This is a genomic window from Brevibacillus daliensis, assembly GCF_021245735.1.
GTDB lineage: Bacteria > Bacillota > Bacilli > Brevibacillales > Brevibacillaceae > Brevibacillus_B > Brevibacillus_B daliensis.
Map to the genome: position 1 here is coordinate 1 of NZ_JAJISB010000011.1, position 13,361 is coordinate 13,361.

Below are 13,361 nucleotides of genomic sequence, written 5' to 3' on the forward strand. Positions count from 1 at the left end.
TGTCCACTACAGTAGTCAATATGAAAAAAGGATGTTCCGAATTTATCATGTCATAGCGACACGTTCGAAACATCCTTTTCTTAGTTACCGATAATCTCTAGCGTATGATTAATAAAAGTTTTTGTAACATGGGTTATATATTTATCCCTATTCAATAAAAAGCCTACCTCCCATTTTAAAGGTGGATCATGGAAAGGTATGATTTTAAGAGAAGGAGTATCTACAAATTTTAAAATTGGTTTTGGCAAAATTGTAATCCCGTGATTTTGAGCGACAAGCTCTACTAGAAAATCCCACTGTGAGCTTTCAAAATAAATATTTGGTTTATACCCATGATTCAGACAACCATCTATAATGTGGTGATGAAGCATAAATGTTTTATCTAAAATAAGAAAGGTTTCTTTCTTAAGATCTGCAAATGATACAGAGCTCTTATTAAAAAGCGGATTGATCTTATTAACAAGCAATACAACTTCATCTTCCATAATTGGGATATAGTCATATTTCGCTCTATCAACTGGAGCAATAACGATACCGACGTCAATGATACCATTTTGCAAATTATGTTCTACCATTTTAGCTCCATTTTCAATGATCTCCAGAGAGATATCAGGAAATTTTTCACGGAAAGACGTAAGGATGTTAACAAAAATACTTGTACCAATAACTGGTGGCAAACCAATGATTACATTCCCTTTATTCAATTTACTTTTATCATAAAGAGAGCCTTTCAATTCTTCATACTTATGGATTAATTCCTCAGATGCGACTAATAGGTTATCACCAAGCTCTGTTAGCTTTATTTCTTTATCAGCTCGATCAAATAACTGTACCTCTAATTCATTCTCCAAGTTTTTAATTGCTTTGCTTAAAGCAGGTTGTGATATATGCAATTTTTTCGCGGCTAATGTAAAGTTCTTATGTTTTGCAACTTGAACAAAATACTTAATTTCTCTTATGTCCATTATATCTCTCCTACGTTTTGACTATGAAGATTATTTATGGAACATCATTAGTATTGATATCGCTCTCTGTCATTATCATGTGTACACTCTTATTTTAATATCATTCTGACAGTATTACTAGGTTATCATTACATATGTAAGATAACCTAATTTTCTTTAGCATTTGTTTATTATTCAACTACATGGAATCTGTTCTAAACTGATGATAATAAATAGAAAAACCACCAGCACGTAAGGTAAACTGGTGGTTTATCAGATATTCGTTATTTTACTTATTTCTTCTCAATTAATCCCAAGCGAGCAAAAATGGTATCCACATGCTTCAGATGATAGCGATAGTCGAAGCATGCATCCAATTCTTCTTCTGTCAGCATCTCTTTTACTGTTCCATCTTCACTGATGATATCTCTGAAAGAACGTTGCTCTTCCCATGCCTGCATGGCACGAGGTTGAACAGTGTCGTATGCTTTTTCTCTGCTTAAGCCTTTATCAATCAATTTCAGCAATACTTGTTGCGAATAGATAAGTCCAAATGTACGATCCATGTTGCGCTTCATATTCTCAGGGAAGACAGTCAGGTTCTTCACGATATTCATGAAACGGCGCAGCATGTAGTTCAATAGCTGAGTCGCATCCGGCAAAATAACACGCTCTACAGATGAATGTGAGATATCGCGTTCATGCCATAGCTGCACGTTTTCGTAAGCAGACACCATATGTCCACGAATTACCCGGGAAAGACCAGAGATATTTTCGCTTCCAATCGGATTGCGTTTATGTGGCATAGCTGAAGAACCTTTTTGACCTTTTGCAAAGGCTTCTTCCACTTCACGCATTTCACTCTTTTGCAGAGCTCTTACTTCTGTAGCAAACTTATCAAGCGATGTTGCTACTAATGCTAATGTAGCCATATATTCTGCATGGCGGTCACGCTGAAGCGTCTGTGTAGAGATAGGAGCAGCAGTAAGGCCCAAACGTTTACATACGTGCTCTTCTACAAATGGATCAATATTTGCATAGGTTCCTACTGCGCCCGAGATTTTACCTGCTTCTACTTCTTTACGAGCACGGCGGAAGCGTTCCAGATTACGAGTCATCTCTTGATGCCATAGCGCCATTTTCAAACCAAAAGTAGTCGGCTCAGCATGTACACCATGCGTACGTCCCATCATTACGGTATCTTTATGTTCTAATGCTTTATCTTTTAAAATTTGGATGAAGTCCTCAATATCTTTTTCCAAAATATCGTTAGCTTGACGCAACAAATATCCAAGTGCCGTATCAACAACATCAGTAGAAGTAAGACCGTAGTGAACCCACTTCTTCTCGTCTCCCTCGATTTTTTCGGAGACTGCACGCGTAAAAGCAACCACGTCATGGCGAGTTTCTTGTTCGATTTCATAGATACGATTTATATCAAAGCTGGCATTTTTCCATAGCTTCTCTACGTCTTCTTTCGGAATAACGCCAAGCTCTGCCCACGCTTCACAAGCCATAATCTCAACTTCCAGCCAAGCCTTATATTTATTCTCTTCTGTCCAAATCGCTCTCATTTCCGGTCTACTATAACGTTCAATCATGATAATATCCTCCAATTATGACCATATTTTCAGCTCGTCAACTATTTGTAATGCCTCTTCCACGGAATCAGCTATGATGTTCAAATGACCCATCTTCCGCTTTTCCTTTGCTTCCTGTTTTCCGTATAGATGTAACTTAACAGTAGTAGGTAACGTGCCTATTTTATCTAAAATAGGTGCAACATGCTCCCCTAAGATATTAATCATAACTACTGGCGTAAGCAACCTAGTTGAACCAAGCGGTAAATTACAGATTGCTCTTACATGCTGCTCAAACTGCGAAGTTACACAGGCATCCATCGTATAGTGTCCAGAATTATGAGGACGTGGTGCAAGTTCATTTATATATAGTTTTCCATCTTTGGTAAGAAACATTTCTACTGCAAGAAGTCCGACCATATTTAATTTTTCAGCCAATTCAACGGCTATCTTTTCGGCTCGTTGCAAGATATCAGAAGATACACGTGCAGGAGCCATACTAAGATGTAGAATATTTTGCTGATGTACATTTTCCGCAATAGGAAACACAGCTGTCTCCCCTGCAGCATTCCTCGCTACAACCGCAGATAGCTCCATCATAAACGGAACAAATTCCTCAATGATTAACTCGGCTCCAGATTGAGCGAGCTGGTTAAAAGCTTCTTCCGCTTCCTCTATTGATTGAATAACCCTTTGTCCCTTACCATCATAACCACCTGTTGCCGTCTTCATAATGGCAGGTGTTCCTAATTCACCTACTGCATTTCTCGCCTCTTCAGCCGATGCTACTACCTGAAAAGCAGCAATAGGCAATCCACTTGCCTGAATAGCATTTTTTTCACGAATTCGATTCTGGGTAATCGTCAATAGACGACTGCCCTGTGGAACAGATGCTTCACTTTCCAAAATTTCAGCAACCTGTGCATCTACATTTTCGAATTCGTAGGTAATGACATCACTTTTGGCTGCAAGCATACGCGCTGCGTCCCGATCATCATAGCTTGCTACCAATTGCTCATCACATACCTGACCGCATGGTGAATCAGGGGTAGGGTCTTGGACGACAAAACGATATCCCATCTCTCTGCCAGCAAGAGCAATCATGCGCCCTAACTGTCCGCCTCCCAATATACCAATGGTTGCACCAGGCTTAATCATCGCTTGTTCTCTCCCGTCAACTGCTAATGGTTTCTTTTTCTCTCTATTATACATCTGGTAACTCGCTTTCGTTGGTTACCTTTATCTCTGTAGCTTTTCTCCTGCTATCCAAACGTTCTGCAATTTTTGTGTCTACTGTTCCTAAAATCTGTGCGGCCAATAGCCCCGCATTAGTCGCTCCTGCTTTTCCAATGGCAACGGTAGCTACTGGAACGCCCCCAGGCATTTGTACGATGGAAAGCAAAGAATCCAGCCCATTCAAGGCTTGTGAACGAACAGGCACCCCGATGACGGGCAAAGTAGTTTTTGCTGCCACCATACCTGGTAAATGCGCTGCCCCTCCTGCTCCCGCTATTATTACTTTCAGACCTCGGTCTCTCGCTTCCTCAGCATAACTAAACATCAAATCAGGCGTACGATGTGCAGATACCACTTTCTTTTCATAGGGGATCTGTAGTTCATCTAATACTAGACACGCTTCTTTCATCGTCTCCCAATCCGAGGTACTTCCCATAATTACTCCCACTACAGTTGCAGCCATGCATTTCTTCCTCTCTTCAGGAATTTTAGCTATTTTCCGTTTTTTAAAGATTTCATGTTAATTTTAGCAAAGAATATGAAGTTTAGTCAACAAAACACGAACATTTATTGATGATATACGTTTGAACATTCTACTTTATATGAGATATATATAAAAATCTCAGCGGTTAATCCAAAAAGAGACTTTTTCACATAAAAGAACAGCCGACATCTTTTATGTTACAAAGACGCCGACTGTTCTTTTTTAAGATACTAACCTTGTTACGTAAATCTAGGTGAAAAAGTGTTACTATGAAACCGTATTACCGTGAAACATGCAGCTGTGAAACATGGTACAGTAAAACTTTGGTACGCTGAAACGTCCTACTGTGAATCATGGTACAGTAAAACATGCTACGGTGAAGCGCCGTACAATGAAACATCCTACTCTGAAGCCTCTTGCGATGAAACGTCTTACGGTGTTGCTTCATACGGTGTAAAAGTCTTACGGTGTTGCTCTTACGCTTACGCCACCTTGGTGGCGTACTATTATTTACCCCCATAGGGGAATTTGAATCACATATGAATCAAATTATTAAAATTTCTAATCACGTAACCAGATGAAGTAAATGACGAAGACCACAAACAGTACGTACATCGCTGGATGAACCTCGCGACCTTTACCTTTGCACACTTTCAACACTGGATAGAAAATGAATCCGGAAGCAATACCTGCTGCAATACTGGAAGACAAAGGCATAGTTAACATGGTCAAGAATGCCGGTAGAGCCTCTTCCATTTTGTCCCACTCAATGTGTTTCAAGCTACTTGCCATCAACACACCTACGATAATTAATGCAGGAGCAGTAACGGCTGATGTAACAACGGATAGCACCGGGAACAAGAATAGGGATAGCAAGAACATAACACCAACTGTTACAGCTGTAAGACCAGTTTTACCGCCTGCTGCAACACCCGCGGAGGATTCAACATAAGCAGTTGTTGTTGATGTACCAAGGATAGCACCGACCATACCTGCGGCTGCATCAGTACCAAATGCTCTTCCTGGATTATCCAATTTTCCATCTTTCAAAAGACCAGCTTGGTTGCAAACACCAAGAAGTGTACCTGTTGCATCAAAGAAATCTACGAATAAGAACGTAAAGACGATAATCAGCATTTCTTTCGAGAAAATAATGGACGGATCAAACAGATAATTGAATGCTACACCAAAAGTTGGAGCCAGGCTAGGTGGTGCACTAAATACATGTGTTGGCATTTGTACGATTCCAAATATGATACCTGCAACTGCTGTAGTTAATAGACCAATGAACACAGCTGCATTTACTTTTCTAGCAAACAAAATCCCTGTTACTACCAATCCGAAAATTGTTAGCAGAGCATTTTTCACAGCGAGGATTTGAGCTGCATCCATTCCTTCTTTAAAGCTCAAATGACCCATAGCCACTAGTGTTGCCTCTGAACCTACGATAATACCTGCATTTTTAAGACCAAGGAAAGCAATAAACAAACCTATACCAGCTGTAGTAGCATGCTTCAAACTTGCTGGGATTGCGTCAATAATCTTTGTCCGAACACCTGTTAAAGAAAGAATTAAAAATAACGTACAAGAAAGGAATACACCAGCTAGTGCTTGTTGCCAAGGAATACCCATTGCAAGAACTGCTGTAAAAGCAAAAAAGGCATTCAAGCCCATACCAGGTGCTTGCCCGATAGGTAGTTTACCGATGAAGCCCATTAATAAAGAACCAATCGCTGCTGCCAATGCTGTTGCTGTAAAAACAGCAGTCGCTGGCGGGAACTTCTCTGCCAACTCAGGTGGCAAACCTGCACCGCTCAATATACTAGGGTTAACAGCCAAGATGTAAGCCATAGCCAAGAATGTCGTAATACCCGCAATAATTTCCGTACGGTAATTCGTGCCATGTTTATCAAATTCAAAATACTTGCGCACGGTTGTCCCTCCTGTAGGAATCCTACCTAATAGTTTTTATTTTGCTCAAAATATCGGTGGTATTATTCGTCTTTCACCCATTAATGTTCGTAAAAAAAGAAAAAGCATGCAATAAATTCTCCTACACATGTCATTAATAGTCGAAAATCCGAATGAACCATCGAATTTCAGCTCCCAACGAAAGTGTAACAAGAAGATTGCATGCTGTCAATCAAAACACGAACATTTATTATGTTTTTTATTTTAATATACGTTTTATGCTAACTTATTCCCACTCAATTGTTGCTGGTGGCTTAGAGGTAACATCATACACGATGCGGTTTACGTTTTCTACTTCATTTACGATACGCACAGAGATTTTCTCCAACACATCCCAAGGAATACGCGCCCAGTCAGCTGTCATACCGTCAATAGAAGTAACAGCACGAATTCCTACTGTATAGGAATACGTACGAGCATCGCCCATAACCCCTACACTTTTCATGTCAGGAAGTGCAGTGAAGTATTGCCAGATTTCGCGATCCAATCCAGCTTTTTGAATCTCTTCACGCAGAATGGCATCAGATTCACGAACGATTTCCAATTTATCTTCAGTAACTTCGCCTAAAATGCGAATACCAAGACCAGGACCTGGGAATGGTTGTCTCCAAACAATTGCATCAGGAAGTCCTAGTTCGGAACCTAATCTACGTACTTCGTCTTTGAATAGGGTATCAAGCGGTTCAATTAAAGAGAATTTCATGTCTTCAGGAAGACCACCTACATTGTGGTGAGATTTGATTGTTTGAGCCGTAGCTGTACCACTCTCTACGATATCTGTATAGAGCGTTCCTTGTGCCAAGAAATCCATATCTTTTAATTTTGCTGCCTCTTCATCAAACACGTAAATAAACTCGTTACCAATAATTTTACGTTTTTGCTCTGGATCGGTAACACCCTTTAATTTATTCAAAAAGCGTTCACGAGCATCAATTTTAACCACTTTCATCTCGAATTTACCAACAAAGGTTTCCATTACGCTTTCTGCTTCATCTTTACGCAGTAAACCATGGTCAACGAACATACATGTTAGCTGATCGCCAATCGCTTTGTGGATTAATGCAGCTACTACAGAGGAGTCAACCCCACCACTCAATGCGCATAAAACATGTTTTTCGCCTACTATTTCACGAATCTCTTGTATTTTGTCTTCAATAAAAGTGGTCATGCTCCAATCGCCTCTGCACTCACAGATATTAAACAGGAAGTTTTTGATGAAATCTTCCCCTTTTACTGTATGGCGAACTTCTGGATGGAACTGCACTCCATAAAGATTACGCTCAGGATTACTGATAGCTGCAATTGGGCAAGAATCGCTCACCGCATCAATTCCAAATCCTTCAGGTAGCTCAATTACTTTGTCTGTATGACTCATCCATACCAATTCAGATTCTTCCCAATTACTATAGAGACCATGCTTGTTTTGTAAGCGAATTTCCGCTTTCCCGTATTCACGCTTACCTGCACGTTCTACTTTTCCTTTAAGGAGTTGAGACATTAATTGCATTCCGTAGCAAATCCCTAGGACAGGAACACCTAGATCAAAGATAGCTGGATCAACGTGCGGAGCCCCTTCTTCATAAACACTTGCTGGTCCCCCAGAGAAAATGATTCCTTTTGGATTCATCTCCTTGATTTTCTCAACAGGTGTGTTGAAAGGCAATAATTCGCTGTATACACCATGATCACGTACACGTCTAGCAATTAACTGATTGTATTGCCCCCCAAAATCTATCACTACCACTAATTCCAACGGCTTGTCCACGAAAGATCCTCCCTTACCCTTATCCTTATTAGTTAACAACTTTTGCCAGACAAAATAAACTAGAAGTAGTATTTCCCATTCTTTTTTTGTATATGAAAAAGAAGAGAGAACCTGGCGATTTGGATACATGGATAACGGAATACCCTGCCTTTTATTCCAATTCCCAAAAAAGACGGGCCATCCACTTCACCCTGATTGTTGTTGCATCCTATCAGGCGCAAAGCAGATGTCCCTATCTTTCTTACGTACGTTTAACGAAATAAAAGAAATTTATCGTTACCTGAACCAAAAGAATATCGCTTGCTCTCTTTTTATCGGAAAATATTACCTTCTCAATTCCTTAGACTTACTTGCCGCTTAACAAAGGTTATTTTGTCAAAAATTCTAGCAGATCATCGCCAAATGATCAAGGCTTCATTTGTCGAATCAAACGCTCAATGGTTTGATGCAACAAGGTTTTCACCTTTTCTTCCATATCTTTGTAGCCATACAGCATCTTTTCATACATGGTTGTTGCATATAGTAGATCCTGTTTTTTATCTCCAGTGATCCGCAGACGCTTTACATACTCTCGCAATGTTTCACCTGGTTCACGCGGAGAAACTGCCTTTTCAAATATAGTAATTAACAGACTATAGCGATTCGGGAATTCTTCCTTCGAATATCGTTCCACCTTCCTCGCTAGCCACCATACATATACTTCATTACGTTTCTTCCAGAAAAATAATCCCGCTAGTGCAGCCACGATCACAATTGGCCATAGACAGTTCCAATTCCACGATCCAAAGGTACCACCAATACCTGCTATCTGCTCGTCATCTTCCAATAACCGGTCTTTCTTATCAGGAGTAGTACTTTGCTTATCTTCTTCTTGTTGATCAGGTGTTGTATTTTGTTCGTTATCCGCAGAATAACGATCATAGTTAACCCGAAGCGGTGATGAGAAGGAAGCAGTAGCTTCAAACGGTATCCAACCATTGTTAGGAATATAAACCTCTACCCATGAATGAGCATCTCTGTTTCGCACTTCCAGCGCTACTTGCTCGCCATTTCGCTTAATTTCTTTACCTGGAGCGAATCCTTTTACCCATCTTGCTGGAATTCCTTCTGAACGGAGCATAACCACCATAGCCGTAGAGAAATGATCACAGTACCCTCTCATCGAGTCAAACAAGAAATGATCGACGAAATCCTGCCCCTCTTTTGGCATAGGAACATCCGTCGTCTCATACTGATATCGTCCTTGCGATCGCAGATAGTTTTCAATCGCCCTCGCCTTGTCGTATGGATTCGTTGCGTTAGCAGTAATTTGTTTTGCTAACTCTCTTACCCTGTTTGGCAATGTTGGCGGAATCTGTAAGTACTCATCACGAATTTCTTGAGGATAATTCGTACCAGCTTCTATCATTCTCTTTTCACTGATAACCGGTACTTCTAACTGTAATTGATAATGAGACATCTGTATACCATTAGGTCCCGGTACAAGGTTATTATCATCACTGCTAGTAAAATGGTTCTTGGGTTCAAGCTCTCTTTCTATGGAGCCATTATGTGTAATGATCCCCTGTGATTTGCTGTCAAAAGTCAATGTTGCTTGTGCAGGTTGCATTTCTTCAATACTTTTCATCTGACCCGGATAAAACAACGCTGGGTACTGTTCGTCCTCTGCTTGGATGACTGCCTGTACTTTTTTTGTTTCCATTCCAAAGTACAAGGTATTTCCCCATTCATAGGAAAACGGATGATTAATCGCCTCTACAGACTTTTCACTCTTTGTCCAGCCTTTTCCCGTATATATGTTCTTAGAATCTCCGCGCAGATAAAACTTATCGTTCGTTGTTACCGTAAAGACAAGTGTATCATCCTGTTGAAAAGGCCCACCAAGCATGCGATCGTTCGTATCATAGCCTACCTTTTTCATCCCTGTTCCTGATCCATTTCCGTTTTTTCCTTGAAAAAATGATACAGGATCAGGCCAGGCTGGCTTTGCCTTTGGTGCAGAATAACCTACCCCAATTGCCAGCGTTACAATGACCATTGGAATGAAAAGACTTTTCCACAGAGAAGAAATCTTTACTTGAGCATGAGGTCGCTCATACACGGTTGACAAGTGAAGGGTCGCAATTAGCATAAAACCTATTACAATGGAGCGCATCATGCTTTCACTTGCATCAAACGGCATGAATGTATCTAAAACGGCAAGATACGTTATCGTCAGAAAAACAAACCATAATCCCTGCCGTTGTCCTAACACCAGATAATTAAGAAGTGAGACGACGACGACAATTACTAAGAAAAACAATACATTCCGTGATACGATAGACATACTGTCCCAATTTTGGGAGAAGGCTTGCGGTATATCCTGTATCATAATTGAGATCGTTTCCCTCAACCACTCTATATCAAAAAATGATGCTGCTACGAAAGCAGAATGGAACAAAAACAAAGCAACTAGGAGCTTGACTACAAAAGCAATCCATTTACTTCTAATCGTTACATCCAGCAGTATTATCGTCCCAATTAATAAATAGAAAACCGTCATATCGCCCGTATCGGACAACTCTGGTAGAGGGAGCAACCACTCTCTAAGTAAAAAGAATAGAAAAATTGCTGCCATCCACTGCAGTATCTGCGTACGTTTCCATAAGGATGTACCCATTCATTAGGCACCTCCTACTTTTTTCAACTCATCATACGTATCTACATGAATTGCATGGTACTTCACATTGCCAGATGTCAACAGCTTCAGAAGATCCTGTTCAACAGACATCGGCACTTTACGATCATGCAGCCAAAATAATTGCACATTCCTTCCAGAACGAGTAAGCGCATTTGCCTGCATGACTAACTCTTTCGTTAAGGATGTAGTAATGACCACCAGTGTGAATCCACGTGGATACTCCATCGCTTCTCTCCCCAGTAACCGGGCAATTGAGTCTTGACCTTCTTGAGATATTCTCGCTAATTGATCAAATACACGGAAAAAATGCTCCTGTGACAATGCAGGCGGAATACTGATACGCTCCCTCTCTTTTGCCACAAATCCATATGGGTGGTGATTGAGATGCGAATAATAAATCAAGCTGGCTGCCAGTTTCACACTGGTTTCAAAGACTCGCTGCTGCAATCCAGGCGTAGAAGATTTCTTAACATCTAGGAAAAACACCAATTGATTCATAGCTTGATGCTCGAATTCCTTTGTCTTTAAACCGTTCCCTTTTGCAGAAGCCCTCCAGTGAACCTGGCTGAGACGATCTCCCCTCTGATAGTCACGTACACCTCTTACAGAAGCCACGTCATTAGAACGCATGTGAGGCACATGTATGTTACCGCTAATCCTTCCATCTCCCGTACTCCAATGAGTTAAATAGTTAAAGGAAGGATATACTAAAAATTCATTATAAACATCAAACTTTTTTTCCATCTGCAAGAATCCAAAGAAGTCGCCTCCAACTAACGTACATTGCAACAATTGGTATTGACCTCTGGGCACTTCCGGAATCATATAATGAAAGATTTGTTCCTTTTTAAATCCAGGGATATACATCTGTTTATGTGGTTCAAAAAATCCCGATAGTTTTTCTGGCAATGATTCTATGACCATGTTCCAGCCAAGTGGGAATGGAAATTTCCTGCGAATACGTAGGGTAACAACGAGATGCTCCCCTTCCTTCATTCTCTGCCGATCAATTTCCCGTATAATTTCGACCCCTTTAAACATAAACAGATATATGATTAACTCATATAGAGCGACCACAGACATGCTATAGAAGAGAAACCAGCTTACAAATCCCCCCTGAAATTTTGCAAACACATAACAAACGAGTACTAAGAAAAGCAGAATGTATTTTCCGTATCTATGCTTTTTCATGAATGAAACCATCCTTTCACGACACAGGGACTCTTGTCTCATTCATCATTTGCTGAATAAATCTCTCTGCTGTTTCTCCTTCCATACGCGCCTCTGGTTTCAAAATAATGCGGTGACGGAAGATAGGCGGAACCAGTTCTTTCACATCATCCGGAATCACATAATCGCGCCCTCTGATAAAGGCAAGGGCTTGTGTTGCTTTATAAAGCGCAAGAGTACCACGAGGACTTATTCCCAAGTAGACGTAAGGATGGCTTCGAGTTTTTTGACAAAGACGAACCATATACTCTTTAATAGATTCTGCTACCTTTACTTGCTTAATTTTTTCCTGTAAATCTATAATTTCTTCGACAGAGATAACCGGTTGCAATTCTTCAATAGGATGTTTAAAACTCATACGGGTTAACATCGAAATTTCTTCCTTTTCAGTTGGGTAACCTAAATGCAATTGGAGAAGGAAACGATCCAGCTGCGCTTCTGGCAGTGGGAATGTACCTTCGTATTCCAACGGGTTTTGCGTGGCCATAACAAAAAAAGGCTGTTCCAGCTTATACGTATAACCGTCGATCGTAATCGAATGTTCTTCCATTGCTTCTAACATTGCTGATTGGGTTTTAGGTGATGTCCGATTAATCTCATCAGCAAGAATGACATTTGCAAAGATCGGTCCTTTTCTAAACTCAAATTCCATCGTTTTTTGATTATATATTGATACACCAGTAACATCTGTTGGCAAAAGATCTGGTGTAAACTGAATTCGCTTAAACTCACTACCGATTGATTTAGCCAATGCGCGTACAAACATTGTTTTCCCTACACCTGGTACATCCTCTAATAAAACATGTCCCTTTGCTAAAAGAGCAACAAGACCTAACTCTATCATTTGTCTTTTTCCTATTAATACTTTTTCAATATTCTGTATCAGATGTTCTATAGATTGTTGGGGACGATCCACTTGGATCATGCTCATCATTCCAACCCCTTTTCCTTATACAAATATGTTTTTATAAAAATTCCTCTGCAACCATTATTCGGTATTTAGGGAGTTACTAGTTTTCTTTCTATTATTCTTACACGTTGTCTCTCAAAATAAACACTGTTTCTATTATTAATAATACTCAACAATACTATTTTTACATAAAACAGCCGAGAAGACCACTCTAACGTGGAAGGAATAATGATATGGAATAAAACCCCAAGGTAATATAAGACATTTAGAAGAAATATCTCAAATCGTTCTAAACGATAATATTACTTACCTGCGTTTTCCTTACTAGATAAGTACATGAATCGAGAGTTTGTCACTGATATGAAGTGATTATATGTATCTAGTGTGTTGTGACATTGGAGATTAGTGTCATGAAAAAATTTAGACTAAGTAGCTTTATATATAAGTGTAGGGGCACGAATACAAAAATAAAAGGCTCGCATCTCTGCAGCCTCATTACATTTGTTGTTATTCATTATATAAATGGTGCGGGTGGAGGGACTTGAACCCCCACGGTCGCCC

9 protein-coding genes are annotated in these 13,361 nt (G+C 40.1%); all 9 read right to left on the reverse strand.

Features of this window, described 5'->3' with window-relative positions; genetic code table 11:
- Positions 1-80 precede the first annotated feature (80 nt).
- On the reverse strand, positions 81-965 hold the full coding sequence (locus tag LM917_RS11335; protein ID WP_232697627.1) for a LysR family transcriptional regulator: 885 nt from the start codon (positions 963-965) through the stop codon (positions 81-83).
- Between the two features lie 272 nt (positions 966-1,237).
- The gene (gene purB / locus LM917_RS11340) at positions 1,238-2,545 is read right to left on the reverse strand and encodes an adenylosuccinate lyase (protein ID WP_232697628.1); all 1,308 of its coding nucleotides are present in this window, start codon (positions 2,543-2,545) and stop codon (positions 1,238-1,240) included.
- 15 nt (positions 2,546-2,560) lie between these two features.
- The gene (purK, locus tag LM917_RS11345; RefSeq protein ID WP_232697629.1) at positions 2,561-3,736 is read right to left on the reverse strand and encodes a 5-(carboxyamino)imidazole ribonucleotide synthase; all 1,176 of its coding nucleotides are present in this window, start codon (positions 3,734-3,736) and stop codon (positions 2,561-2,563) included.
- The gene (purE, locus tag LM917_RS11350; RefSeq protein WP_232697630.1) at positions 3,729-4,223 is read right to left on the reverse strand and encodes a 5-(carboxyamino)imidazole ribonucleotide mutase; all 495 of its coding nucleotides are present in this window, start codon (positions 4,221-4,223) and stop codon (positions 3,729-3,731) included. Before purE ends, purK begins: the two co-directional genes overlap by 8 nt.
- Positions 4,224-4,805: 582 nt before the next feature.
- Entirely contained in the window at positions 4,806-6,176 is a 1,371-nt protein-coding gene (locus LM917_RS11355; RefSeq protein ID WP_232697631.1) for an NCS2 family permease, read from the reverse strand.
- A 265-nt stretch (positions 6,177-6,441) separates the two neighbouring features.
- Positions 6,442-7,980: a glutamine-hydrolyzing GMP synthase gene (gene guaA / locus LM917_RS11360; RefSeq protein WP_232697632.1), complete on the reverse strand. Its 1,539-nt coding sequence runs from the start codon at positions 7,978-7,980 to the stop codon at positions 6,442-6,444.
- A gap of 406 nt (positions 7,981-8,386) precedes the next feature.
- On the reverse strand, positions 8,387-10,639 hold the full coding sequence (locus tag LM917_RS11365; RefSeq protein WP_232697633.1) for a transglutaminase TgpA family protein: 2,253 nt from the start codon (positions 10,637-10,639) through the stop codon (positions 8,387-8,389).
- 3 nt (positions 10,640-10,642) lie between these two features.
- Positions 10,643-11,851, reverse strand: a complete 1,209-nt coding sequence (locus tag LM917_RS11370) for a DUF58 domain-containing protein (protein ID WP_232697634.1) — start codon at positions 11,849-11,851, stop codon at positions 10,643-10,645.
- A 16-nt stretch (positions 11,852-11,867) separates the two neighbouring features.
- Positions 11,868-12,821 carry an AAA family ATPase gene (locus LM917_RS11375; RefSeq protein WP_232697635.1) on the reverse strand — a complete coding sequence of 318 codons (954 nt, stop codon included), beginning with the start codon at positions 12,819-12,821 and terminating at the stop codon, positions 11,868-11,870.
- Between the last annotated feature and the right edge of the window lie 540 nt (positions 12,822-13,361).

Excerpts from the sequence above, each read along its gene's own strand:
- LM917_RS11375 (WP_232697635.1), bottom strand. The coding sequence starts at position 12,821 with ATGAGCATGATCCAAGTGGATCGTCCCCAACAATCTATAGAACATCTG.
- purE (WP_232697630.1), bottom strand. The coding sequence starts at position 4,223 with ATGGCTGCAACTGTAGTGGGAGTAATTATGGGAAGTACCTCGGATTGG.
- LM917_RS11370 (WP_232697634.1), bottom strand. The coding sequence starts at position 11,851 with ATGAAAAAGCATAGATACGGAAAATACATTCTGCTTTTCTTAGTACTC.
- LM917_RS11365 (WP_232697633.1), bottom strand. The coding sequence starts at position 10,639 with ATGGGTACATCCTTATGGAAACGTACGCAGATACTGCAGTGGATGGCA.
- purB (WP_232697628.1), bottom strand. The coding sequence starts at position 2,545 with ATGATTGAACGTTATAGTAGACCGGAAATGAGAGCGATTTGGACAGAA.
- purK (WP_232697629.1), bottom strand. The coding sequence starts at position 3,736 with ATGTATAATAGAGAGAAAAAGAAACCATTAGCAGTTGACGGGAGAGAA.
- LM917_RS11335 (WP_232697627.1), bottom strand. The coding sequence starts at position 965 with ATGGACATAAGAGAAATTAAGTATTTTGTTCAAGTTGCAAAACATAAG.